Genomic DNA, 24,497 nt, shown 5'->3' on the forward strand with positions numbered 1-24,497 from the left:
CTCCCAAGTAATAAATTATTTCTCTTCTTATTTTTTCTATGAGCTGGGAAACTCTTTCAGAGCTTCAGGAATACGATGAAGTAACGAACTCGTACACCAATCAGGTCTATGAAACTGATGGCTCATTTGTTAAGGTGTTCGATCAGGTATCTTCTACTACAGTCGCCAGAGCTCTAAAAACTGCGGTGAAAGGGGACTTTGACTGGGTTTCTGCAGAGGAAAGAAGTGTAAAAGAGAGGAATGCCGGCCAGATCCTAGAACCATACGGAATACCAGTTCCAGAAGTAATAGACTATGGAACATTAGATGGTGGGAAACAGTATGTCGAACTAGACTCTATTGAAGGCCCTGATGCATTCAGCTTTCTATACAACGATGCTGACACGGAGCAGGCAGAAAAATTCGGGAGAATCGAAGGCCACAGACTCAACGCTCTCCACCAGGATGGGATTTCTCCAGTTGACAGCGGATGGGCAAACAGGATAGTAACTGACAACAATGTCTGGTGGATAGACAACGAATTTCTGACAACAGAAGCCACTGCAGCAGAAATGCAGGGAGATCTTGAAAAATTCTACAGAGCGGCCTTGAGACTTCCAGAAGAAAAATTCGATGCAGTGACCGAAGGATTCGAACAGAGCTACGGAGACTCTTTCTCAGAAAGAGATACTGTAGAGGCCACAATTTACGACACGGTCGTAGGCGGCCTGCTAAACCCAAGAGAGGAAACAGCAAACACCTTGAGAAACGTAAGTTCCGAACTTTTCCAGCAGGAAGAAGAGGAAGAGCTAGAAATTCCAGAACACGAAGACGTACTGGAAATGCTAGAGAAGGCCTGAAAAATTAATTCAGAAAAACTGCAGAAAACGAGCCCGTAGGGATTTGAACCCTAGACCTAGCGGTCCGAAGCCGCTCGCTCTGTCCAAGCTGAGCTACGGGCCCTTCTACGTAAAACATACTTCGGGTGGAAAAGTTAAATAACACGGCAGGAGGATTCAAAGAATCCCATATAACCGCTGACGTATGCGATAACATGTATTTTCGCATCTCTCCTACCAAGATATTTTATTTAGGGGAGGCCCAATACCAGTTAATGGGCTTTGGCTCTGACATAGTATATGAAGAGAAGGGCAGGAATTTCATACTTTCAATGGCTATCTCAGTGATTTTTCTGGGAGTGGCCGCAGATGCATTCTTCAGTGCAAGCTACACCTGGCTGATTCTTTCAAGCATGGTATTTTTACTTTCGGTAACGCCGGCTCTGGTCAAAAGAGATACGGTGGCAGCGCCATGGGAACTTTTGCTACTGGTATCGCTGCCTTTTATGCATCGGGCCTTTGATCTGGCAGTTCTGAGCAGTATCGCAGTAAGCTACATTTCCGTAGCAGGGGCCTCGCTCCTGATAGTAGTTGAGATAGATGAATTCACATCTCTAAGAACTAACTCTTTCTTTGCCACGTTCCTCACGGCCACAGTAACTGTGGCAATGGCAGGTTTCTGGTCGCTGATCAGATGGTTCTCCGATATCTACCTCGGAACAGCGCTGATAACTTCTGAAGAACATCTCATGTGGGAGTTCACGGCAGCTACAGTCACAGGAGTATTATTCGGACTGCTCTTCCACTTCTACTTCAAGAGAAGACTTCCAGCAGTCGGAGGTGAAACAAAATGAGATTGCTGAGGAGAATAGGCCTTAACTCAAAAAGACAACGCCAGTTAACAAGAATACTTCAGACCTCACTTGTGCTTATAGCAGCTGTCGGAGTAATTGAAGGGGTTTTCAGCATAACTATCAACGCCCTTATCTCGCTGGCAGTAACTTTTGCACCAACATATCTTGAAAGAGACTTCAACATAACACTGGATCCAGCACTCGCACTGTGGATCACACTGGCAGTATTCCTCCACAGCTTTGGAGCACTGGGCCCATACAAGAATATCTGGTGGTGGGATCACATGACACATGCGCTTTCATCATCAATTGTAGCGGCCTCTGGTTACATCGCTGTGAGAGCCCTCGACCAGCACTCAGAAGAGATTCACTTCCCTTCAAAGTTCATGCCGGTATTCCTGGTGGCCTTTGTCATGGCCTTCGGTGTAATATGGGAGGTTATCGAGTTCATGACTGGCCTGATGGCACAGTATACTGGAACCAAGGTACTCACACAGTACGGCCTGGAAGACACGATGAAGGATCTACTTTTTGACTCGGCCGGAGCACTACTCATCGCACTGTTCGGAGAGGCCTATCTCTCAGGACTAATCGATCAGGCTGTGGAAAAACTTGAGGAGAAAGTCCCTGGCGTCGAGCAACTTCTTCCTGACCAGTGAATAAAACCCGCCGATAATAACTGAAGCCACAACAACTTTCTGGGCCTCAGGATAGCCATTCAGCAGAGGATAGAGAGAAGCTCCAAGAAAAACAGTTAGTAGAAAATCCTCCGGGGCACCATCGTATCTGATAATCTGAAGAGGCGGAAACCACTTATCCAGAGAATGAGAGTAGACTCCCTTGTCAGTAGTACCTTCCCACGGCCTCTCCTCAAGGCCTCCACCAAGAATATCAATCCATGAATGAAGCCAGGCAGAAGCCGTAAAGTAAGAGGCCAGAACAACGTAGTAGTTTCCTGTAGCTGCAGCCGCACCAATCAATACCGATGAAAGAACAGTATAACCTACTGGAAAATGCAGACTCTCGCGGTGCTTCCACGCCAGATCAAGATCGGGGAAAAGGCCTCCAAGAAAACCTGCTGCAACTGCTGCCAGAAAAAGTTCTGGCGTGAAAAACATGCTTGAAGCACCCAGAAGGCCTCCCATCAGTGCGTGTGTAACTCCCATCATTTTCAGTAAAACCTCGCTTCAGCTTTCATACAGTATTTCAGCAAATCTTTTTCAATCTAGGCCTTTCTCTCCTGTTTATGTGGAAAAAAGTACTGATAGCAAGTATTCTGGTTGTCGCATCTGGCTGTGCACAGTTAACCGGCGAAGGCCCTTCCGAGGAACCTTCAGCAGCTGAAGATGCTATTAATCAGCAGGTAATTCAGGACACGGAAGTTGAGATTGTTTCAGTCTACGGTGAGAGTTCTCAGATGAATGTTGTAGCCTCCAATCAGGGTTCGACAGTTATCAAAGAAGGAGAGCTCGAGTTCACTCTGGACAGAAACGGCCAGGAAACGGTTCTTGAATGTGAGAACCCGGAACTGGATGCAGGAGACACTTTCACCTGTCAGACAACTCAACAATTTCCGGATCAACAATCATCTTTCGAGATCAGCGTTGAATTCAAAGACACAGTTCTGACAACTGCAGAGTGTACTGTAGAATCAGAGGTAGCAGCAACCTGTCAGTAGTTGTCACTGAAAAAACATAAAAAATTCTGCTTTCCTTTTTTCTTTCTATATGACTGACAAACTCTACCACGGAAGAGGCGATGAAGGCCTTAGAGATATTGCTGAAACAGGTATTATCCAGGGCCATCCGATTGATGACGACGATGTTTTCCCGAGGATGGGTCTTGAAAGAGACTCCTATGACAAGGATCAGGCTATCTGGGTAACTGATAGCAGAGCATGCGCGAAGGCCTATGCATGGGGAGGAGGATACCTGGAAATTAATCCTGAAAATGTAAAAGTGATAGAGGACTCTGACTCGTGCTACGATGTAATAATGAGGGAGGAACTTCCTCTGCATCATGTAGAGAGAATAATGGTGGAGAACAGGGAAGGGCCTAGAGATGAACCTCAGAGAGATCTGGATATAGAAATAGCGAATCTACTGGATGAAGAACACCAGGACATAAAGATCGGATCTTACGAACCGAACGATCTAACTATAGAATAACTTTTCTACTCCTCTTCTTCATCTTCCACTAAGGCATCGATCTGGTAAGTCTTCTGACACTGTGGATAGCCCTCGCATCCCCAGAAATAGCCGTAACGGCCCTCCTTAATTTTCATAGGCATTCCGCACTCTGGACAGGCCACATCTCTTGGCTCATCTTCCTTATGCTTCTTGCATACCGGCTGTCCCGCGGAATTTTTTGTAGTAGCGCTCTTCCCGCAGAACACGCATTTCGTCATTGCTGTTTCCTGTGGCATAATCAGTTGTTTCCTCGCAAAGATTATAACACCGATTTACTCCTTCATCTGCTTCACATACTCGGAGGCATTCAGGCCGGCCTGACAACCCTGACCAGCCGAAACCTGCAATTGCTGAACTCCAATATTGTTGACGTCGCCAGCTGCGTAAAGGCCTTCAACACCGGTCTCCATCTCTCCGTTAACCTTGATCTTTCGGGCCTCATTCTTCTCAACGAGATCTGTGATATCTGAGTTAGGCACTGTACCGATCTCCACGAAAGCACCTGTAACTTCAAGATCCTTGATCTCTCCATCCTGCTCATACTTCAGGCCTTCAAGAAGATTCTCTCCGTAGAACTCAGTGGCCTCAGCACCTCTAATAACTTCAACGTTCTCGTCATTCTCTACCTTGTCAATAGTAATCTGCTCTCCCTTCAGTACTCCTGAACGGCTCAGAACATATACTTTCTCAGCAATATCAGAAAGATAGTCAGCGGCCTCCGTTCCAGCGTATCCACCGCCTATCACAGCTACCTCTTCGCCCTGATAGAGAGGCCCGTCGCATACAGCACAGTATCCAACTCCTTTGTTTGCAAACTCTTCCTCTCCCTTGATTCCAAGCTTTCTGCGGTGACCGCCAGTAGCAATAATCACGGAACGGCCTCTGAAGACTTCTTCATCCTCTCTTTCAACCTCGAAAATATCATCAGGTTTCCTGATGTCAGTAACTTTGTAGCCGGTTTCCTCATCTATATCGTAATCTCTCATGTGCTCAAGATATTCCTGAGCAAGATCCGGGCCTGAAATATGTTTGAAGCCTAGGTAGTTCTCAACTACATCTGTATTGTTTATCTGGCCTCCGTACTCGTCAGCTATAACTAGAACACTTCTGCCAGCTCTTTTGGCATAGATTGCGGAAGACTGAGCTGCTGAGGCCCCGCCTACAACTATTACATCGTAAATTTTATCCTCTGACATAATGTGTGCATTGCCCCTCAACATTCAAAATACCTCGGTTTTAGATGAAAAACTCCAGAAATTTCGGCCGACTTATACACTTAAAACTTCTAGGCCACAATTTCTCATACACATCAAAAATGTGCGGCATTGAGGAAACCCATGTCTGGTTTCTGAGATCCAGCATATCTTCGATATGCGGCATTGGTCCAGTGGTACGACGTCACGTTGCCAACGTGGAGACCCGGGTTCAAGTCCCGGATGCCGCATCGTGTTACGCTACGATCGCGCAATAGTCCATTCAGGAAATGGCCTCTGATTCTTCATTAATTAAATCTGATCAAAGAGCTCTTCTCGAAAACTATTTTCTTACCAAACTCCTGGTAGGCCTCTGGTGGTACACCAATATCAGCGACCAAAATTCTTCCTGAATTACCTTCCGACATTTTATCGAAAGGTGCGGCCAGCGTAACGGTAGTGTCGGGATTAACCGCGGGACGGAAAATATCTCCAGTCTCGGCTGAAAGGCCTGTAGCAATATCAATGCTGAAAACCTGCTCAAAACTGTTGATCTCGCGGATCATTGAATCAAATGGAGGCCTTGGATCTCCAGAAAGACTGTAACCTATCAGGCCGTCAATAGCAACAGGATAATCTTTCTCTGACTCCTGAATATTTATCTCGATATCCATTTTCTTCAGTATCTCCAGCTCCTCTTTTCTCTTGCCTTCGAGGTTTTCAGAGGCCAGAACTACTTCTACCTGGAAATCCCAGTTACTGAGTCTTCGGGCTGTAACCATGCCATCGCCTCCGTTGTCGCCTTTTCCAACGTAGACAGAAACTTTTCTCTCAACTGCATGATCTCTGACGGCCTCTGCTACCTGAAGGCCTGCGTTCTCCATCAGTCTGCCTGTGGAGATGCCGTATTTTTCAGGTACTATTCTATCTATTTCCTCCATTTGGGCCTTCGACACCGCTTCCATTCTCATATCTGAATTTTAGGACAGAATCAGGTAAACTTTTCCCCTAGACGGGTATGAGGTTTGTAGCTCCGAAGGTTTCGGTTATCATCCAGATCAGGAAGGCTGCATAAATCAGAAGCAGGAAGTAGGCCTCTTTTCTGTAGAGTTCAAGGTCTGTTCTCAGGGTTGTGAAAAGCGAGATGGTGGCGAATGTCAGGAATCCAAACATTGGAACGGCCACTGCATAGTTGACTGGTGTGGCGCCGGCCAGTAGAACTCCGGCAGGTATGGCAATCAGGAGATCGAATACGTTACTTCCCAGGACGTTAGCCATGCTGGTAACTCCTTCTCCATCTTTCGCGGCCTTATAGCTGACTACTGTGTCCGGAAGGCTGGTTCCCGCAGCGACAATCGTTAGGCCCCAGAGGAATGAAGGCGTATTGAAAATGTTGCCGAACTCTACAGCACTTCTTACAAGGCCTTCAACACCGATAACAATCAGTACAAGGCTTGCTGCAAGTAAAGCCCACTGTTTTTTCTCTGCTATGTTTTCTACTCTTTCAGGCCCTCCGTCTTTCGTGTCTTCGTACTGAATGAATATGTAAAGGCCGTAGACTGCTACAGGGATAAGTGCCAGCCATCTTGTAACTTCTCCTCTGAGCTGGCCTGGTAGAGGATTGTAGATGACGGCCATGGAGAATGTAAGAAGAAGTACTGCTATGGAGAGCATGTAGAACTGGGCTTCCTTGTATACAATGTCTCTGTTGGCGTCAATCATTTTTCCGTTTGCAATCACGCTGACTGCGGGTATTAGAAGTATGTTGAATATTGCAGATCCTACGATCGCTCCGATACCGAGCTCGAAGTTTCCGTGAACTATAACAGAGATAACTGTTGAGGAAAGCTCTGGAAAGCTGGATCCTATTGCCGCGATCACTGCTCCCTGAACCACGGCAGGAAGACCATAGTAGGCCGCTAGTTTCTCGCTGGTTTCTTCAAGCAGGCTGCTGGATTTCCAGATTAGAACTGTCGAGATAGTTGCCAGCGCTATGTAGTACAGAAGGCCTGCCATACACGTAACTTTTACGGCGGCTGATTTTATACTGTGAGGTTGAGGGAAGGAAAAATAGAGAGAAAAAATGTGGTGATTATATGTGGTCGGTGTGGTAGGTCTTTAACTTATCACCCTTCAAGTGGTTATGTCAGGTTTTGATTTCTCCAAGCCTTTCTAAGGCCTTGATTTCATGGCAGCGTTGATTCTAGTTCTTCTAGTGTATTTTAGTTGTTTTATTGTAGGCAGTTTTGTCCTGTGATGGATGAGGCCTGCTGGTTTCGGTTGAGTCCTTGTGCCCGAGGCCCACTGAGTTGTGAGCCAGGCCAGGTTTCCCCAACCTACTAATCCTGTATCAGAAATACAGGATATTCAGCTTGGAGATATACTTATTAAAGAAGCTCACATTGCCCCTAGATACGGTCGCAATACTGGTGCTCGTTGGATGGGCTCCGTGAGTCATATCTCTTATTTGTGATCTGGGTTTTATAAAAGTTTGCTGACAATATCTGGTGACTTCAGGAAAAATACGGTAATTCCTCTACAGCCATGCTGAACCTGCCATTCTGGTAAAGTGCAACACCGAAACCGGCCGCGATCAGCACTGGAACAGGATTCAGGTAGTAGAGGTTGATGAAACCCCACAGAAATACGAAACTGACCATGTCATCCAGCATGTAATCGGTCGATCTCAGACGGCTTTCAACATCGATATCGCGGAAAACATACTCCAGTACAAGCAGACATATCGAGGCCGAAAGCAACCAGCCTGTAAAGTTGGAAAGCGGAACACCGTAGAAAAGGCCTCCTCCATAACTCCAGATTCCGAGGGCCACGGCCGCAGGATCAAGAACTGCATCAATCAACAATACAAGGCCCACTCCTGCTAAGAACCTCTCCCAGAAATCTTTCAGATCGTAGAGTCTTACCAATAGGAAGCTGTTAAGCACCAGGGGCACGAAGAAGACTGGGAGGCCTACAGGAACGCCATGAACCATAGGACCCAGACTGATCAGATACGAGAAATCGCCGTAAGGCCATCCCGTGCTCAAGCCCACGAACTCGATAAGATATGCATACAGCGAGATTGCCAGAATTCCTATTCCTGCCTTTCTATCAATCAAAGGCCTCAGGCCCGCTATCAATGGAGTTCTCATTACCAGTGTTCCGAAAAGTATGAAGAAGGGATTGAACTCGAGAAAACCTGGTAGAAGGCCTTCAGCAGATGCCAGAAATGTTGCAGCTCCGACAATAGGAAAAACCACGGATATTGTAAATCTGTTTTCTGAAACCAGTTCCTCAAGCCTATCCATGAACAAGCACCCACAGACCGGCCAGAGTCAGAACCATTCCAGCTAGAGAATTGATGTAGGGATAATACCAGTAGGCCTCCGAATCACTGAGATTGGAAAGATAGAAACCAATACAGAGCAGAGGATAAATACTCATCAAAGCTCCTGCATAAAGATTGTAGAGGCCTGCAAGCAATGCGGCTACGGTCCAGAGAACAGTACAGTAGATGAAAGTATTCTTTCTCTCAAGGAAAGTAGCCGTGGTCGAAACACCGGCCTCCCTATCGGGCTCAATATCTGGAATAGCGGAGAAAGTATGCATCGCCATCGACCAGGCCCAGCCAGCAGCCAGAACTGTTAAAGGAGGCCAGCTACCGGTAACAGCGCTGTAAGCTACTCCCAACGGCAGGATGTAGAGGCCATTGCTGATAGAGTCCAGGAAAGGCCTTGCCTTGAACCTGAACGGTGGGGTGCTGTAAGCAACCGACAATGCAAGGAATCCGATCATGAATGGCCATGCAGCTCCTGCAAGAGGTACAGTCACAGGGATTGAGGTTACTGTTGCTGCCACTATGATTGAATCTGTGAAGCTGCTGGCCCTGTAGGCCTCTTCCTTATCATCCTTCTTCGGGTTTTTCTCGTCGATATCCCTATCGAAGTAATCGTTGATTCCGTACAGCATGATGTTGGCGGGAATCAAAAAGTAGAGGAATATCAGGAAGTTCTCAACAGTAAATAATTGTTCAACTGATTCTGCGCCAAGAACCATTCCAAGGATTGCAGGGCCTGCCAGATAAAGCCAGAAACGAGGCCTTGACATTTTCAGTATGTATTTCAGGTCATTCAAGGTCTTCTTCCACCTTTTCAGCTACGTGCTCTCCGCTGATCAGGCACATCGGCATTCCGATACCGGGATTGGTGTACTGACCTGTGTAGTAAAGGCCTGGCATCTTCTTCGATCTCTGTTTAGGCCTGAATACAGATGTCTGTCTCAATGTGTGAGCTATGCCGAGTGCTGTGCCGTTGAAGCTGTTGTAGCGTTTTTTGAACTCTTCTCCAGCAAAGATTCTTTCGTAATCGATCCTTTCTCTGAGGTCTTCGCCTGTGTTCTCAGCAAGATCATCCAGCACCAGTTCTCTGAACTCTTTTCTCTGTTCTTCATCAAGTTCCAAGTCCGCTGCGATTGGAACAAGAATAAACAGTGCGGAATGACCTTCTGGAGCCACTGTGTCATCGGTCTCTGAAGGATTGCAGACGTAGTATGCAGGGTTTTCTGGTAGGGCGGGTTCGTCGAATATTCTGTCAAAGTGATCGTCCCACTCCTCTGGAAGAACCAGTGTGTGATGATCTAGGTTCTCGAGATCTCCTTCAACACCTAGATACATCAGGAATGCTGAAGGAGCATAGGTCCTGGACTCCCAGTAATCTCTGTCATAAGTTGTGTATTCGTCCGGAAGAAGCTCTGTCTCGGCAAATGCATAGTCGGCGTTCGAAACTACAGCATCGCACTCGACTGTTCTAGTATCTGTTACAACTGTATTCTTTCCTTCGACTCTGTTAATCTTCCTGACCTCTTCGTTTGTCGATATCTCTACGCCTTTCTCCTCTGCCAGCTCTTCCATGGCCTCGATAACGGAGTAAATACCTCCTTCAGGATAGTAAACTCCCATGTTAAAGTCAACGTGACTCATCAGGTTGTAAAGCGCTGGTGTGTTTTCAGGTGACCCTCCAAGAAATACAAGAGTGTACTGCATAACCTGCTGAAGCTTTGGATTATCGAAGTACTCCTCAACGTGATCCTGCATCTTCTTGATCAACGAAATCCCACGAGCATTCCGCAGAACATCCAGAGACACGTAGTCCCGGAAATTGTTTCTGTCTTTCAGAACAAACTCGTTCATACCGATCTCATAAGTCTCCTCGGACTTCTCAAGATATCTCTGGAACTGCTCTGCAGCACCGTCCTCGTACTCCTCAAAGAGCTCTCCGGCCTCATCAGGATCAGCAGGCACATCCATCAAGTCGCCATCCTTGAAGAAAATCCTGTAGTTAGGATCCAGGCGGTGAAGCTCGTAGAACTCCTCAGGATCACGATCAAACTTGTTGAAAAATCTCTCGAAAATATCAGGCATCAGGTACCATGAAGGCCCCATATCAAACCTGTAGTCATCTTCCTCAAGCACAGAGGCTCTCCCACCAACCTCGTGATTTTTCTCTATTAATTCAACGTTGAAACCGCTGTCAGCGAGGAAACAGGCCGCTGATAGGCCTCCAAATCCTCCACCAACTACTATAATATCTTTTTCCGTGCCCACACGCTAGTTGTGAGCTACTTATTTTAAATCGGTTTTCGATAAAAATATTTGATATGGATTCTGAACTTCAGGAGGTCTTCAAAAACAACTCAACCTCCTACTACTACAGCAGCCTCTTTTTCCCAGAAAAAGTCAAAGAGGACGTATTCAAACTTTATGCATACGTAAGAACAGCCGATGACTTCGTAGATGAGGAACCGCAGGACGAGGAAGGCCTGAAAGAGTTCAGAGAAAAAACAATGAACAACTGGGACTCAGGAAAGTCAGGGGACAAAATAGTTGACAGCTTCCTGGAAGTAGCCCGGAAAAAAGATTTCCACAGAGAATGGGTAGAGGCCTTCCTGGACTCAATGGAGGCCGACCTGCACAAATCAAACTACGTAACAATACAGGAAACCTTGGAGTACATCCACGGATCCGCTGAAGTCATCGGACTAATGATGGCTGCACTTCTGGAACTTGACGAAGACTCTTACCAGTACGCAGAAATGCTCGGAAGATCAATGCAGTACTGCAACTTCCTCCGCGACATCAAGGAAGACAACGAACTCGGAAGAGAGTATCTGCCGGACGAAGAACTGGAGAAATATGGTCTCGACGGCCTGGACGAAGCTGATATCGATGACGAAGACTTCAAGGAATTCATGAGAGACCAGATCCAGCTTTACAGAGAATGGCAGAAAGAAGCCGAAAAAGGCCTGAAATACATTCCTTACAGAGTCAGAATCCCGGTAATTCTCTCATCCAGACTGTACAAATGGACTGCGAAAAAGATTGAAAAGAACCCGATGAAGGTTTACAGGAAAAAAGTAAGGCCTTCAAAGCCGAGAATTCTATTCGAACTACTGAAATCTTTGAGAGGTCGAAACTAGTGTACGATACTTCGGAGAATAAAGAAAAGATAATATCTCGCCTGGAAGACTGCAAGAAAAACTGTGAACTATCAAAATACGGCTGGGGAGAGGAAACAATTGAAATACTGTACGATCTCTCCACAAGAGGAAAAATGGTGAGAGGAAGCCTCCTCATGGATGCAACAGAAATAATGGGCGGTGAAGAAGACAGCATACACTATGCAGCAGCCACAGAACTTATACACACCGGCCTTCTTGTCCACGACGACATAATAGACAGAGATGAGAAAAGAAGAGGTGTAGACTCTGTACACGTCCAGTTCAGATCAGAAGAAATAACCGACAGACAGACAGAAAACCTTGCAATCTGCGCCGGCGATATATCATACTTCACAGCATACGAAATAATTTCACAGGCCTCCAATCTCGACTCAGAGGCCCTTTCAGAGTTCTCATCCACGTTTGCAAGAGTAGGAGTGGGAGAAATGTCGGACATAGTTCTCTCAGGAAGACTTGAAACAGTAGAGGACGAAGTACTGGAAATCCACAGAAACAAGACCGCATGCTACACCTTTGCAATGCCGCTGAAGATAGCATCAATACTTGCAGAAGGCCCGGAACTTGAGAAACTGCACGAGATAGGAATGAAAATGGGAGTACTCTACCAGATAAGAGACGATCACCTGGACATCTTCTCAAATGAAGACGACACAGGAAAACCTGTGGCCTCCGACATACAGGAAGGAAAGAAAACACTTCACACAGAAATCCTCAGAGAAAAAACCTCTGCAGGAGAAGAACTCTACGAGGAAAAAACAGTAGAAGAGGCCCGCGAAGTAGTCCGGAAAATGGAAGAATCCAGCGTACGGAAAGAAGTTGAGAAAAGAATCGAGGCCCGAAGAGCAGAAGTTATAGAGCTGATAGAGGGTCTGGAGAATCCTGAGCTCCGCGAACTGCTGAAAGACGTCCTCCAACTTGTAATACAGAGAGAAAAATGAAAGACAGAGTAAACCGGAAAAATATTTTTCTATCAGTACTTACATCAACAGCCATACTACTGGCAATAGTATCGCTCACAGGCCTTGAAAGAACTCTGAGCTTTCTCTCACATACCCGGCCTCTACCCCTTACAGCAGCATTCATCTCCGCCAATCTAGCGATCGTAATAAACTCTCATATCTGGAAAAAGGTGCTCAACAGACTGGGCCTTGATATAACGTCTTTACAGGCAGTAAAACTGGTGTTTGCCAACGCATTCATCAACAACATCACTCCACTAGGCCATGCCGGCGGAGAACCATTCATAGTATATCACTTACACAGGAAGACAGAGAAAGAAACAGGAACAATCTTCTCAGGCATCCTAGTAGCTGACGTAATCAACTTCACACCTCTCATAACTTCAGGCCTTGTAGGCGCAGCAGCAACTTCGGGAGCCAGAAATCTTCTATTGCTTCCAGCGGCAATAAAACAGAAAGTAGAAGAACAGATGGGAAACTTCAGGGAAGGCCTTCAAACACTCTCAATCGACAGAAAAAATCTTCTATTTCTCTCGTTATTTTCTCATCTATCAATACTGACAGACATAGCCGCAATCATGTTTCTGGCGTACTCTCTAGGCCTCCAGATATCGTTCGTCCCGCTTCTACTGATTCTTCCGCTGGCCAGAATCGCCAACTACACCCCGACACCGGGAGGCACAGGCCCGTACGAAATAGCATTGACAGGTCTACTCAGCTTTTTCTACGGAATCCCAATTTTCCAGGCGGCCGCAATCTCGGTAATCTACAGAGGCATGACATACTACTTCGGTATAATTGCCGGAGGATATGCCGTAGCAACCCTTGAAATCGGGAAATGATAAAAACAGGCCCGAGGTAATTCATTATATGTTATATGAATTTGAGCAGTCGGACCTCCTGCTAGCGTGGGGAGTCACAACTGCACTTGGATGGCTTGCAACAATGATCATGGCCGTAGTACAGCCCTCTGTACCAGCGGTGATGGCAATATGGACCGTTCTAATGGCCATCCCGGTAGTCATAACACTGCAGCTATACGCAGCAGGAAACTCGAACAAACTGTTCAACTTCTGGGCAGTAGCAGTCTCACTGCTTATGATCGAGAACTTTGTAACACCGGCCTCAATATCGGTTTACAGCTACTTCCTGCTATGGATGGCAGCATCGGCCGCAGGATTCTACTACACAAGTAGAAAAATGCCGCCACCTTCCGACAAAACATACAGATACGCAGCAATCCTGGCCGCAATCGCACTGCCTGTAGTCTACTACGACTACAGAACAGGAGCAATCCTGGGAATACTGCTACAGGGAGGCCCAATGATCTACGACTACTGGACAGTCCACAGATAACATTTCCCACTCCTTTTCTTTTTCCACCAAAAAACAGTCATCTATCCTATAAAGGTTGCCCCTCAATACTTGATTATAAAGGAGGTGTTTTGTAGTATGAAAGGTACAGTTAAGTTCTTCCACGATCAGAAGAAGTACGGATTTATCGAAGCTGAAGACATGGACGACGACCTATTCTTCCACGTCAGCGATCTCGAAGGCGATTCCATCGAAGAAGACACAGATGTCGAATTCGAACAGGAAGAAGGCGATAGAGGTCCTAAGGCAGTCAACGTAGTTGAAGCAGGAGCAGAAGAAACTGACGAAGAAATCGAAGCTTAAAGCTTCAAGCTCTTCACTCAACAAGCGTTACAACCAACTTTTTTCTTCACATTTCCCTTACTTAATTTTCTCCACCAACAACCCGGCATTTATTACTCATAAACCCTCTTTCTAAACCTATGACACAGGAAAACCAGAAAGAAGACGAATGGGCCAGAAAAGTAATACAGAAAAACACCGAAGGCCTCAAAGAACTGGCAGAAGAAAAACCAGCAGCCAGAATGAGAAAAAACAAGATATACCGGAAAATAATCAAGGCCTACAGAAAATACATCTCAAGAAAAGAGGAAAAAGTCTCAACTATCGAACTCTAACCTCTTCAAGAGGCCCCTCCAGAAGAGACATCATGTACCTGTAAAGATCATCCTCATCCTTCTCCCTCACAGCAACCTGCTGCAACAACTCACGGAACTCAACAGTCAGATCAGGATAAACAGCCCGGGAAAAACCTTCCAGGGCCTGAGCCTTAATCAAAAACATCACACCGCTCAAATACGCAGTTCTCTTATTCCCCTCACCAAAGGCCTGTGACTCAGCAATCTCCTTCATCACAACCGCAGAAAGATAAACGGCATCACTGTTCTCACCACACCTCTGAGGTAAAGTAAACTCGAAAAGATTCTCAATCAAACCCTCGCCAGAAGGCCTCAACTGGTGATAATCCTCATCACGAGCAACCTCAAAAGCATCCATACTGCCAACAGGAACACCGTTAACATGCTCCAGCTCCGCCTCACTCTCAATATCCGGAGCCCGCGTAACAGTAGCATTCAAACCCTTCACAAGATCAAGGCCAATCATCTCCTCAACCTCTCCACAGTCAACCTCCAAAACCATAACCAACCAATACCTACCAACACCAAAAAGGATAACCCGATAAAAATTTCTACCTCAAAGCTACATAGGGGGAGAGGCCGATCACAGAAAAAACACGGATAATGCACTTCGGCGACACACACCTGGGCAGAAAACAACCCAGCCAGATAGCCGAAAAACGCGTAGAATCAACAATCAAGGCCTTCCAATTTCTAATCGACAAAGCCATAGAAAAAGACGTAGACATCATAATACACGCAGGCGACGTATTCGACACAGTATACCCATGGCACACAGTAATCGAACAGGCCCGCGAAACGCTGGAAAAACTGGAAAAAGCAGAAATCCCAATGTACATGATCCGTGGCAACCACGACAGAAGCTACGGCCACGGAAGAAAACTCAAAGGCCTCGCCATCGAACACCTCGAAAACCAGTACGTAAAACTAATCGATCCTTCTCCTGAAGAATTTGGAAAACCAGCAATACAATTCAAAGGCCTGAACATCTACGGCCTCGGATACCACTCCAGTAAAACCCGGGAAATACTGGAAGACTTCTCTCCAGGAAAAGGCACCAATATCCTGCTGATGCACGACTTCGTAGAGGGAGTTACAAGAACCTACTCCAACGACTGCACAGAAGCAGAAAAACTGGCCGATAAGAACCTGGACTACGTTGCTATAGGCCACGACCACCAGCCAAACACCTGGAAAGAAATCAACGGCACAGTTTTCTCAGCAACAGGAGGAACCGTAGACTACGACTTCAACTCCACAGAGTTCGGAAACCACTACAACATAATAGAAGCCGGCCCTGAAGGCGTACAACACGAGGAAACAGGAGAAATACCGCAGACACTTGAATTAAAGAAGATCAGAGTGCCGGTGGAAGAGGCCCGCGTCGAACCAACCATAGGAAGAATACAGGAACTTCAGGGAGAAAGAATAGCAGTCAAAGTCATGGTAAAGGGAGAAACAGAAAAAGAACCTGGCGAGATACCTGTCCAGGAGATAGAGGCCCGAGCAAGAGAGATAGAAAAAGTTGAAATGGTTGAAGTAGTCCTCGACCTCCAGATAAAAGGATATGAAGATACAGAATCCGGAGAGGCCTTCAGTGTCGACGAATTTCTCGAAAAAGAACTTGAAAATCCCGAGGAATTCCGGGAGCTGCATGAAAAAACATCCTCCATGCTGGCAGACGACGAAAACCTCACCTCATCAGGAATCAACCTGAAAAAGGACGCCAGAAAAAAGCTAAGGCAGCAAGTCAAACAGAAAATCTTCGGTGGTAGTGAGTGAAGCTGGAGAAACTTGAACTGGAAAACTTCAGAAAACTGAAAGACACAGAGATAAACTTCTCCAGAGGCCTGAACCTGATAGAAGGCCCAAACAACGCAGGAAAATCCTCTATACTCTACGCAATCTACTTCGCATTGACAGGAGAGGCCTTCAACTTCAGATCGCCGAAGGAATACATCAATTTTAACGAAACCAGCATGAAGGCCCGGCTAGAGTTCTCAATACAGGAAGACAGATACTACGTTATTTCTGAGTACTCGGAGACAGGAAGAGGAAACTACGAGGTAGGATCACTGAAAAACGGCGAAGAACAGGTACTTGAGTCAACAGATGGCGGCGCCCGGGTAAACGACGTCAGAAAAAAGGTCTTCCAGTTAACAGGCCTAGACAGCAAAAGACTTGAGCACGTCAACTACGCAGCACAGCAAAAATTCGTGGAAAAAGTAGAAGGAGGTCGAAGACAGCAGGAGGCCATGGACTACATCTTCGAAATAAAAACAGTAGACGTACTCTCCAACGCAGTAAAAGACGTCATAGGCCAGAAAGAAAGAGAACTGGACGGCCTCGAAGATAAAGAAGAGAGAAAAAACGAAATAAAGAAACAGATCGAAGAGAAAAAAGAAGAAATGGGTGAAAAGAAAGAAGGCCTTCAGGAACTCAAAGAAGAACTTGAAGATAGAGAAGAGGAACTCGAAGAGGCCGAACAGGAAAAAGAGGAGAAACAGAAACAGTACAGAAAACTGAGAAAGGCCTCAGATATAGAGAAAGAAATAGAGAAACAGAAAGAATTCATCGAATCACTCAAACAAGATATAGCAGAGATAAAAGAGAAGTATGGGGAAGAAATCCTCGATAAAAAGGCCTCGCTGGAAGAAAAACTCGAAGAAGTCAATGAAAAGTTTGAATCAGTTCGGGAAAAAGCCGAGAAAATAGATAAGGCCTCCAAAAAACTTGAGAGAAAAGAGATGAATCTCGAGAATCTTGAAGAGAAGATAGAGGAAAAAAGCGATGGAAGGGATCAACTGGAAACTCAGGCAGAGAACTTGGAGGAGAAAAAAGAATCTCTACAGAGCGAGATAGATGAATACGATTTCTCCGGCGATCTTGAAGAAGAACTGGAGGAAATTAATTCTGAAATAAAGGATCTGCGTGAGGCCAGAAGTGAGAAAAAGGCCCGGCTAGAGGATCTGGAAAACACTCATGACAGAGGAGAATGTGAGGTCTGCGGCCGTGAAGTAGAGGACCTCGACGAATACCACAGGAGAATAGAAGATGCCAGACAGAAAATCAAGAATACTAACGAAAAGATACAGGCCGGAGTTGAGAGAAAGCAAAAGCTGGAGGAACTAGCCGAGAAAAAACAGGAGCTTGATGAAATACAGCAAGAGTTGGATGAGAGAAGCCAAGGCCTTGAAGAAACCATTGAAAAAATAGATGAGCTGGAGAACGATAGAGAAGAGATTGAGGAAGATATCAAGATTCTGAAAGAGGCTCTGGATGAGAAAGATTCTGGCGAAGTTAAGGATGAGCTAGAGGAACTGAGGGAGAAACGCAGCGAACTGAAAAAAGAGATATCGGAGATCAAATCCGACGAGAAAGAAGTAGAGAGGAAACAGGCGAAACTTGAGGCCCGTGAGGAAAAACTTTCAGAGCTGAAGAACAAGCTCGACGATCTTGAAGTAGAATACTCGAATATTGATTCAGAACTTGAAAAGGCCGAAAAACAGAAGGACAAGGCCTTATCCAGCTACAATTCTATTAATTCTAAAGTTGAGGAGATGGAGAAACGCCTTCAGGATAGAGAAAGGACAGTAGAAGAGAGCAAGGAACAGCTTGAAGAACTGGAGGCCCGAGCAGAGGAGACTCAGGAAGAAGTAGAGAAACTTCAACAACTACAGGAAAGAATTGAGGAGGTGAGGGAGGCCTCTGAGAAGTACTCAATGACGGAGTCAAAAATGAGGGAGGACAGTATCCGGAAGCTGGAAAGAAAAGTTTACAGATGGTACCAGGAACTGGCCGCGGAACCAGAATTCAGCTATCTAACCATAGATCAAGATGACTACAGGCTGAAAGGAGTTCCAGTAAATGCGGAAAGAGAGTACTCCATCAGCGACTACCAGGGAGGAGGCCAGAGAACGCTGACAGCGCTAGCATACCAACTGGCCCTCGCAGAGATGACAGGCACTGACTTCCTGATGATCGATGAACCTACTGATGCGACAGATTCGAATAATCGGGAAAACCTTCTGGAAATCATCCACAACGCAGTCAAACAGTTCAACCAGATAATCCTCATAACACATCACGGAGTAGGCCGGGAGAAGGCCGACAACATCATCAAGGTAGAGAAAGAAGGAGAGGAAAGCAAGGTAGCAACATTATAGGCCCTATACAGAGCATAAGACCGAGCTAATCCGGCGCCAGCGAGTGTGTTGATTACTCTAAAAACAGTTAAGGCCTAAGAGTTATTTCTGATGACTGGAATAGATGGCTTCATCCAGAGAACACTTGAACCTGAGAGAGCGGAAGACCAGAGAATAATCGATGAAGGAGATGAAGTAGAGGAAGGAGCCGTGAAACAGGTGTTTGAAGGCCTGCACGGAGAAATGATAATGCCAATCCAGTCAGACGAAGAAATAAGACAGATATACAGAGACCTCCACGGAAAGGCCAGAGTCGTCAACACCTGGGCAGTAACCGAAGAAGGAGTAGACATGTTCAAACAGGACAGAGTACCCGACAAGTTCTACGACGTAATGTACCAGGAAGGCCTCGAACATGTAATAAGAGAAACAGTCGAAGTATTCGAAAGCTTCGCAGACCACGGATACGCCTACTGCGACCTATCACCAGACAACATAAGATTCCACAACGGAAACGGCATAGCAATAGACTACCTCGACGAACACGCAGTAGAAAAACTCGACGGCAATCCAACCTTCGCAGCAGCCAAGTCATACGACCTCTTCACCAGCGAAATAACCTCAGACATACCAGGCCTCCAACCAGAAGAAGTAGAAAGATACATCGACAAATACTCCAACCACGTATCAACAGAAAAATACACCGGAGATGTACTCGCCGACTTCGCATTCAAACCTGAATAGAAACCCTGTAAAAACCAGGCCTATGACCCTTAGCCTTCCGATCAGAAACACTACGATTACGGCCCAGAGAAGTCTCCTGATACCTCTTCTGAGGTTTTCGAACCCACTCCCACGACTCAAACTCTCCTTCATTCCGGGCCTCATCCAAGATGTTAACAATATTCTGAGAAATACTCCGAAGATCACCCCGAATCTCCACAGCCTCACTGTTAGGGATTTCTCTGTGAAAAAGCTCAATTTTGAGAACAGGCCCAGACTGTTTCCTCACAGCCTTTACTCCATCGATGTCTCTGAGTTTGTCGATTAGTTGTTTCATTCTGTATTTTTCTCGTTTTCCAATATTAGGGATTTGTCAAATACTAGTTGAGCACTATTTTTAGCGAGCCACTTGTTCGATCTCTGGTACTTTGGAAGTATTCCACGTACACGAGACCAGAATTTTTCACTGTGGTTTCTTTCTTCTAAATGTACTAATTCATGTACTACAACATATTCTAGGACGTGTTGTGGTGCTAGTACTAGCCGCCAATTGAAGTTTAAATTTGATTTACTGGAGCAACTTCCCCATTTAGTCTGCTGATCTCTTATGAATATCTCTTCATGTTCCCCGTCTACTTTATCCTTATGATCCTCTATTTTTTGTTCTATCACTTCTCTTGCTCTTTCCCTAAGTGCCTTTTCAAGTTGGTCTTTCAAAGAAGTCTGTTCTACCAAATGTTCTGCTAAGATAATTTTATCATTAATCTGATTCTTCCTAGCGGTTTGGACAGTTATCTCCTTCTCTTCACCTAAAATAGTGATTTTACTGCCGTTTGACAAGTTTCTATCTGGAATTTTTCTCTTAAAACGCAAAAATTCTTTCCGTTTCTTAGCAACCCAGCTTTCTTTCTGTTTTAGTAGTTCTTCAGCATCTAAATCTTGATCTTCGGGTATAACTACTGTAAAATCACCTAACTTATGATCGATTCTTGGCTTGGATGCTTCAGAACTGTTGCGTATACTATAGTTTATTTTCAGGCCATCAATTTTAGCTTCCATCATACTACCGATTCTTAATTACAAGATCTACGGTTTTAGACAGAAACTCATCTTTGTTCTCCTGAGCAAGCACATCAACAAAATCATGAGCCACGAGCTCCTGGATAATTCTACGTCTTATACTCTTACGTAAAGTTGACTCCACAGAATTGAAGTCTAATGATTCTGTACTCTCAGATATTGATTCTGCTATTTCCTCTGCGCCCTCCGGTGTGAAGTATTCTGAGTAACGATCTGTAAGCAATTGGTATATAGAGAAGGAAACATCATCCATTTTCTTCCTCTGTTGTTCTGATTCTAATTCTTCTATATCCTTTCTAACTTCCTCGTACTCCTGTATTGCCTGTTCGGCATTAATATCTTCGTCCTTCCAGTCCTGGATTATTTGTTTAACCCTCTCACTTAATGATTCATAAGCAGGATTACTCTGAGCCTTCACCTCAACATTTTCTTCAAGGACTGCACCCTCTGCTGCGGCCTTGTATTCTGGTTCCTGGTCTTCTACATGTTTTACTTCAGGAGTACCTATCTCATAGTAAACGTCTTCTTCCTCTGTTTCTATCTCATTAACCTCGAGATTTTCTTCAAGAATTTCTCTTGTCTTTTCTCTCACCTCTCCTGAAATTTTGCCTTCTTCAGGACGTGCACCTTTCTCCATCTCCTTGTACTCGAAGTAGACTTGATTAATAATTTTCCATTTTGCTATGACGTTGTCTTCTCCCAGTTTTTCGTGAGGTTGAACAGATTCGTAGATATCTTCGGCTTCAGAAAACATTTCCAAGAATCTAGAGGCCTTACTGTCATTCTTCCTTAGAGAAGCAACCGCTGACTGAATTGTCTCAGGATCATTTCTAAACCTAATCTCAAAGAGGTTTAGAATCTCTTCTTGAAGCTCTAAAAATTCTTCTGCAAGTTCATCCGTCTCCTTTAGGCCATCTTTGATAATATTGAATTCTTCATACTGTAGTGCTTCTTCTGGGTTGTCAAATACACCTGCGAAGTCGACGATTTCTCCATTCTTTTTACCTGTTCTAGGTCTGTTGGTTCTAGCAATGGCTTGTAGAAGGTTATGGTTGTTCAAGTTTTTGTCGAGATATAACGTCTTTAGTACGGGGGCGTCAAAGCCGGTAAGAAGTTTGTCGCATACTACAAGAAGCTGAGGGTCTTTCTTATCATCTTTAAAGTTCTCTATAATATTTTTCTCATCTTCTTCTGATCTGATGTACTTCTGCATGAAATCATCGTCTTTCCCATCTCCTGAGATAATAGCCTCAACTTCATCGGAGTCGCGGTACTTTCTTAGCTCATCGCAGTAAATGGCAGCAGCCCTACGTGAAGGTGTAACTACCATCCCTTTCAGGTTGATGGGCTCGACTTTGCTCTCAAAGTGATCTAGAATTTTCCGGACAACTTTCTCCACTCTAGGCCTCAGTTCTGCCAGTTCAGATTCGTTTACATATTCTCTCAAGATTTTTTTCTGCTTAGGTAAAGGAAGATCTCCGAATTCTCCTTCAAACTCTTGGTCGAGTATTTCTTCAGGGATCTCTCCCCAGTCCACATTCATCTTAGTAAAGGTAACTTCCGTAATTACTCCATCTCTTTGACCTTCTTCAATTGAGTAACGGTGCAGATAATCCTCTCCTGTAGGTGAGAACTCCTTAAACGTGTTCCTACCATCTTTACTGTTTTCAACTACGGGGGTTCCGGTGAAACCAAAGTAGAAAGCATCGGGCAACGCATTTCTTAGTTTACTCCCTAACTTCCCCTCAGTAAATCTATGGGCCTCATCCACGTAGACAGCGGTCTCCCCCTCTGGGTCAGCATCTATATGCGAGTTCACATTTTCAAATTTCTGGATCGTAGTAAGTACCAACTGATTCTTATTCTCTTCTAGTATATTCTCAAGATCGTTAATTGTGTCTGCTACTTCAAATATAGGAAAACCAATATCATGCAAATCATCAGACATTTGGCCTTCAAGTTTAGTCCTATCCACCACCAGTATCTGTTGCCTGTCTTTCACGCTAGGAGACTTCTTTGCTTTATGAGCTGCAAACATCATAGTAAATGATTTTCCTGAACCTTGAGTATGCCAAATAAGGCCTTTACGTGGCTCTCCTTTTCTCATTCTCTCAATCATTCTGTTAGATGCCTGGAACTGCATATATCTCGGTACTATTTTACCTTCATCAGAGAAGAAGACATAGTACCTGAATAGATCCATGAGCTTGTCTGGCTGAAACAGATCTGTAATCGCATTTTTGACTTCGTAGTCTCCTTCCTTAAAACTCTCTGATCTCCAAGGGAAGTAAAACTTCTGAGGAGCGCCTGTTGCAGCGTAGCGAAACCTCTGTCCATCGCTAACTACGTTGAAAAGGTTAGGTACAAACATTCTTTGAGCGTTTTCCTGATACTCGTCCATTTCATTCATCGCTTTCTGAATGGTTGAACTAGGGCCTACGTTCTTCAACTCGAACTGCACAATCGGTATTCCGTTGACTAGAAGGGTTATATCCGGCCTAACAGACTTCTTTCTCTCAAACTGAAATTGGTTTATTGCGACAAACTCGTTTTTCTCCATCAGTTCTTCTAGGTTGCTCTCATCTTCGGGAAGATGAATAAGATCTATGTATTCGCTTTTCTCCTCACCGTCTTCATCTACGACGGTATGAGGTACGCCGTCGCGCATCTTTTCATAAAACTCTTCATTGGCGTCAAGCAGATTTTCCGCGCCCAGGTTCCGCTTTAAGTTATCAACTATTTCCTGTGCATCATCATTGGAAATGTTCTCGTTAAGTTCGACAATTTTCTGCTTCAATAAGTTCCAGTAAACTGCTTCATCGCGGTCTCTATCGTACTTATCATCTAGCTGGCTGCCACCCCACTCGCCATTATTCTTAGGGTCTCCGTAAACATCCCAGCCGACATCTTCCAAGTAATCTAGAACTTTTGCCTCAACGCCGCCCTCAGTAGTTTGTCTCAAGTTTCCAGCACCTTTAAGATTCATTTAGATTCAATTCTTTTCTGGTTTTCTCAAGAAATCTCTTCGAGGCCTTCAAACACCTATCGGCTTCAGTCAGAGATACCTTGGCATTCCTGTACTGGATCTCGGTCTTCTTATCAACAACCCACTTCCTGACAGAATCAAGATTGGACTTGAAATCCTGCGAGATCATCCTTTCCTCATACATCTCCTGCAACTCATTGGCAGTAGTAGAATGATCCTTATTGGTATGGCCTCTATTCTCCAACATTAAAGCATCATTACACTTAATCATCGCCATAATACAGTTCACAACTACAGGATTCCAGATATCGGAGTCTTGCTCAAGCAAGTTCTCCCGAACCTTCTCCGCACCATAAATATAGGCCTCCGCCTCTTTAATCGACTTACTTGACCTTTGCACGAAGAGAATCACCCCATAAAACTTCTGAATCTCTCACAACATTTTGCTCAAACCGTTTCTTGTTTTCATAGTTTTCAGTAAACTCGGATTCGGTTTCTACCACAGGAACAATTTCTTTATCCGACTTACTCCTTGATTTGTTAATTATCTGGTTCTTGACATAATCTGTGTCAACACCGTCCTCAACCACAAATAAAATATCAATATCTGAATTAGAGTCGGCAGTACCACGCGCAACACTACCGAAAAGAACCACACTCACAATCTTTTCTTCCATCTCATCCGAATCCATCAGCTCATGGACAAAACTATCAGCTTCCTTAAAAAGTGGCGTTACCTCTACCTGGAAAATAGCGTCAACGGCATGGAAATAACGAGAATCCTGATTAAACTCGACCAAGTAGGAACTACCTTTCTTCCTAATCCTCACCAAATCCAAATCCTCCAACTCACGGATAAAATCCCTGACAGCAGGATAAGAACCATCAACACTCTCAGCAACCTCATTAATCGTAAACATCTGATCAGGCCTATCCCTCAAAAACTCCAACACCTGACCACGATACTCCTTACCCAACAAATCCACAAACCTCTCTGCCATATTACAACCTCTTTGATCCAA

Annotated in this window: 28 protein-coding genes and 2 tRNA genes; 15 read left to right on the plus strand and 15 right to left on the minus strand. The window is 45.0% G+C overall.

Going from position 1 to position 24,497, the window contains the following annotated elements:
• Positions 1 to 38 precede the first annotated feature (38 nt).
• The gene (locus HBNXNv_RS02225; protein WP_347721213.1) at positions 39 to 839 is read left to right on the plus strand and encodes a BUD32 family EKC/KEOPS complex subunit; all 801 of its coding nucleotides are present in this window, start codon (positions 39 to 41) and stop codon (positions 837 to 839) included.
• Positions 840 to 867: 28 nt separating this feature from the next.
• Here the strand turns inward: HBNXNv_RS02225 and HBNXNv_RS02230 are convergent.
• Positions 868 to 942, minus strand: a tRNA-Arg gene (locus tag HBNXNv_RS02230).
• Positions 943 to 1,093: 151 nt separating this feature from the next.
• Here HBNXNv_RS02230 and HBNXNv_RS02235 point away from each other — a divergent pair.
• A complete protein-coding gene (locus tag HBNXNv_RS02235; RefSeq protein WP_347721214.1) occupies positions 1,094 to 1,672 on the plus strand; it encodes a hypothetical protein in 579 nt (192 codons plus the stop codon).
• A complete protein-coding gene (locus HBNXNv_RS02240) occupies positions 1,669 to 2,331 on the plus strand; it encodes a DUF2238 domain-containing protein (RefSeq protein WP_347721215.1) in 663 nt (220 codons plus the stop codon). Before HBNXNv_RS02235 ends, HBNXNv_RS02240 begins: the two co-directional genes overlap by 4 nt.
• Here HBNXNv_RS02240 and HBNXNv_RS02245 read toward each other — a convergent pair.
• Positions 2,260 to 2,841: a metal-dependent hydrolase gene (locus tag HBNXNv_RS02245; RefSeq protein WP_347721216.1), complete on the minus strand. Its 582-nt coding sequence runs from the start codon at positions 2,839 to 2,841 to the stop codon at positions 2,260 to 2,262. The two genes, HBNXNv_RS02240 and HBNXNv_RS02245, sit on opposite strands and share 72 nt — an antisense overlap.
• 77 nt (positions 2,842 to 2,918) lie before the next feature.
• Here HBNXNv_RS02245 and HBNXNv_RS02250 point away from each other — a divergent pair, with 77 nt between their 5' ends.
• Positions 2,919 to 3,350, plus strand: a complete 432-nt coding sequence (locus HBNXNv_RS02250) for a hypothetical protein (protein ID WP_347721217.1) — start codon at positions 2,919 to 2,921, stop codon at positions 3,348 to 3,350.
• Positions 3,351 to 3,399: 49 nt separating this feature from the next.
• Positions 3,400 to 3,840, plus strand: a complete 441-nt coding sequence (locus tag HBNXNv_RS02255) for a hypothetical protein (RefSeq protein ID WP_347721218.1) — start codon at positions 3,400 to 3,402, stop codon at positions 3,838 to 3,840.
• Between the two features lie 5 nt (positions 3,841 to 3,845).
• Here HBNXNv_RS02255 and HBNXNv_RS02260 read toward each other — a convergent pair whose 3' ends face one another.
• Together HBNXNv_RS02260 and HBNXNv_RS02265 are read right to left on the minus strand one after the other, a co-directional pair.
• On the minus strand, positions 3,846 to 4,097 hold the full coding sequence (locus HBNXNv_RS02260; RefSeq protein WP_347721219.1) for a topoisomerase DNA-binding C4 zinc finger domain-containing protein: 252 nt from the start codon (positions 4,095 to 4,097) through the stop codon (positions 3,846 to 3,848).
• Positions 4,098 to 4,133: 36 nt separating this feature from the next.
• Positions 4,134 to 5,057, minus strand: coding sequence for an NAD(P)/FAD-dependent oxidoreductase (locus HBNXNv_RS02265; RefSeq protein WP_347721220.1), 924 nt, complete (start codon positions 5,055 to 5,057; stop codon positions 4,134 to 4,136).
• Positions 5,058 to 5,234: 177 nt separating this feature from the next.
• Here HBNXNv_RS02265 and HBNXNv_RS02270 point away from each other — a divergent pair.
• Positions 5,235 to 5,305 (plus strand) — tRNA-Gly (locus HBNXNv_RS02270).
• Between the two features lie 57 nt (positions 5,306 to 5,362).
• Here HBNXNv_RS02270 and HBNXNv_RS02275 read toward each other — a convergent pair.
• The 5 genes from HBNXNv_RS02275 to HBNXNv_RS02295 form a co-directional block, all read right to left on the minus strand.
• Positions 5,363 to 6,025: an NAD(P)H-hydrate epimerase gene (locus HBNXNv_RS02275; protein ID WP_347721221.1), complete on the minus strand. Its 663-nt coding sequence runs from the start codon at positions 6,023 to 6,025 to the stop codon at positions 5,363 to 5,365.
• 37 nt (positions 6,026 to 6,062) lie between these two features.
• Positions 6,063 to 7,070 (minus strand): sodium:calcium antiporter, encoded by a 1,008-nt coding sequence (locus HBNXNv_RS02280; protein WP_347721222.1) that lies wholly within the window; start codon positions 7,068 to 7,070, stop codon positions 6,063 to 6,065.
• A gap of 497 nt (positions 7,071 to 7,567) precedes the next feature.
• Entirely contained in the window at positions 7,568 to 8,362 is a 795-nt protein-coding gene (gene cruF / locus HBNXNv_RS02285) for a bisanhydrobacterioruberin hydratase (RefSeq protein WP_347721223.1), read from the minus strand.
• Positions 8,355 to 9,188 carry a prenyltransferase gene (locus HBNXNv_RS02290; RefSeq protein WP_347721224.1) on the minus strand — a complete coding sequence of 278 codons (834 nt, stop codon included), beginning with the start codon at positions 9,186 to 9,188 and terminating at the stop codon, positions 8,355 to 8,357. Before HBNXNv_RS02290 ends, cruF begins: the two co-directional genes overlap by 8 nt.
• Positions 9,181 to 10,656, minus strand: coding sequence for a phytoene desaturase family protein (locus tag HBNXNv_RS02295; RefSeq protein ID WP_347721225.1), 1,476 nt, complete (start codon positions 10,654 to 10,656; stop codon positions 9,181 to 9,183). Before HBNXNv_RS02295 ends, HBNXNv_RS02290 begins: the two co-directional genes overlap by 8 nt.
• Positions 10,657 to 10,709: 53 nt before the next feature.
• Here HBNXNv_RS02295 and HBNXNv_RS02300 point away from each other — a divergent pair, with 53 nt between their 5' ends.
• From HBNXNv_RS02300 to HBNXNv_RS02325, 6 genes are all read left to right on the plus strand, one after another.
• The gene (locus HBNXNv_RS02300) at positions 10,710 to 11,528 is read left to right on the plus strand and encodes a phytoene/squalene synthase family protein (protein WP_347721226.1); all 819 of its coding nucleotides are present in this window, start codon (positions 10,710 to 10,712) and stop codon (positions 11,526 to 11,528) included.
• Positions 11,528 to 12,508 (plus strand): polyprenyl synthetase family protein, encoded by a 981-nt coding sequence (locus tag HBNXNv_RS02305; RefSeq protein WP_347721227.1) that lies wholly within the window; start codon positions 11,528 to 11,530, stop codon positions 12,506 to 12,508. Before HBNXNv_RS02300 ends, HBNXNv_RS02305 begins: the two co-directional genes overlap by 1 nt.
• The gene (locus HBNXNv_RS02310; RefSeq protein WP_347721228.1) at positions 12,505 to 13,371 is read left to right on the plus strand and encodes a lysylphosphatidylglycerol synthase transmembrane domain-containing protein; all 867 of its coding nucleotides are present in this window, start codon (positions 12,505 to 12,507) and stop codon (positions 13,369 to 13,371) included. Before HBNXNv_RS02305 ends, HBNXNv_RS02310 begins: the two co-directional genes overlap by 4 nt.
• A gap of 28 nt (positions 13,372 to 13,399) precedes the next feature.
• Positions 13,400 to 13,885, plus strand: coding sequence for a hypothetical protein (locus tag HBNXNv_RS02315; RefSeq protein WP_347721229.1), 486 nt, complete (start codon positions 13,400 to 13,402; stop codon positions 13,883 to 13,885).
• Positions 13,886 to 13,981: 96 nt separating this feature from the next.
• On the plus strand, positions 13,982 to 14,206 hold the full coding sequence (locus tag HBNXNv_RS02320) for a cold shock domain-containing protein (protein WP_347721230.1): 225 nt from the start codon (positions 13,982 to 13,984) through the stop codon (positions 14,204 to 14,206).
• A gap of 119 nt (positions 14,207 to 14,325) precedes the next feature.
• Positions 14,326 to 14,520 (plus strand): hypothetical protein, encoded by a 195-nt coding sequence (locus HBNXNv_RS02325; protein ID WP_347721231.1) that lies wholly within the window; start codon positions 14,326 to 14,328, stop codon positions 14,518 to 14,520.
• On the opposite strand, the gene HBNXNv_RS02330 is transcribed toward HBNXNv_RS02325, so the two are convergent.
• Positions 14,507 to 15,043 carry a hypothetical protein gene (locus tag HBNXNv_RS02330; RefSeq protein ID WP_347721232.1) on the minus strand — a complete coding sequence of 179 codons (537 nt, stop codon included), beginning with the start codon at positions 15,041 to 15,043 and terminating at the stop codon, positions 14,507 to 14,509. The genes HBNXNv_RS02325 and HBNXNv_RS02330 overlap by 14 nt on opposite strands.
• 101 nt (positions 15,044 to 15,144) lie before the next feature.
• Here HBNXNv_RS02330 and HBNXNv_RS02335 point away from each other — a divergent pair, with 101 nt between their 5' ends.
• From HBNXNv_RS02335 to HBNXNv_RS02345, 3 genes are all read left to right on the plus strand, one after another.
• Positions 15,145 to 16,323: a metallophosphoesterase family protein gene (locus tag HBNXNv_RS02335; protein ID WP_347721233.1), complete on the plus strand. Its 1,179-nt coding sequence runs from the start codon at positions 15,145 to 15,147 to the stop codon at positions 16,321 to 16,323.
• Positions 16,320 to 18,707, plus strand: coding sequence for an AAA family ATPase (locus HBNXNv_RS02340; protein WP_347721234.1), 2,388 nt, complete (start codon positions 16,320 to 16,322; stop codon positions 18,705 to 18,707). Before HBNXNv_RS02335 ends, HBNXNv_RS02340 begins: the two co-directional genes overlap by 4 nt.
• A gap of 90 nt (positions 18,708 to 18,797) precedes the next feature.
• On the plus strand, positions 18,798 to 19,430 hold the full coding sequence (locus HBNXNv_RS02345; protein WP_347721235.1) for a hypothetical protein: 633 nt from the start codon (positions 18,798 to 18,800) through the stop codon (positions 19,428 to 19,430).
• Here HBNXNv_RS02345 and HBNXNv_RS02350 read toward each other — a convergent pair.
• The 5 genes from HBNXNv_RS02350 to HBNXNv_RS02370 are packed head-to-tail and all read right to left on the minus strand — an operon-like array spanning position 19,417 to position 24,476.
• Positions 19,417 to 19,746: a hypothetical protein gene (locus tag HBNXNv_RS02350; protein ID WP_347721236.1), complete on the minus strand. Its 330-nt coding sequence runs from the start codon at positions 19,744 to 19,746 to the stop codon at positions 19,417 to 19,419. The genes HBNXNv_RS02345 and HBNXNv_RS02350 overlap by 14 nt on opposite strands.
• Entirely contained in the window at positions 19,743 to 20,471 is a 729-nt protein-coding gene (locus HBNXNv_RS02355; protein WP_347721237.1) for a M48 family metallopeptidase, read from the minus strand. The genes HBNXNv_RS02350 and HBNXNv_RS02355 overlap by 4 nt, the downstream gene beginning before the upstream one ends.
• Before the next feature lies 1 nt (position 20,472).
• Positions 20,473 to 23,475 (minus strand): type I restriction endonuclease subunit R, encoded by a 3,003-nt coding sequence (locus HBNXNv_RS02360; RefSeq protein WP_347721238.1) that lies wholly within the window; start codon positions 23,473 to 23,475, stop codon positions 20,473 to 20,475.
• Entirely contained in the window at positions 23,465 to 23,875 is a 411-nt protein-coding gene (locus tag HBNXNv_RS02365; RefSeq protein ID WP_347721239.1) for a hypothetical protein, read from the minus strand. The genes HBNXNv_RS02360 and HBNXNv_RS02365 overlap by 11 nt, the downstream gene beginning before the upstream one ends.
• On the minus strand, positions 23,859 to 24,476 hold the full coding sequence (locus HBNXNv_RS02370) for a nucleotidyltransferase domain-containing protein (RefSeq protein ID WP_347721240.1): 618 nt from the start codon (positions 24,474 to 24,476) through the stop codon (positions 23,859 to 23,861). Before HBNXNv_RS02370 ends, HBNXNv_RS02365 begins: the two co-directional genes overlap by 17 nt.
• Positions 24,477 to 24,497: the final 21 nt, after the last annotated feature.

Origin of the sequence: Candidatus Nanohalovita haloferacivicina, assembly GCF_029232205.1 — an archaeon.
GTDB classification, from domain to species: Archaea; Nanohalarchaeota; Nanosalinia; order Nanosalinales; family Nanosalinaceae; genus Nanohalovita; species Nanohalovita haloferacivicina.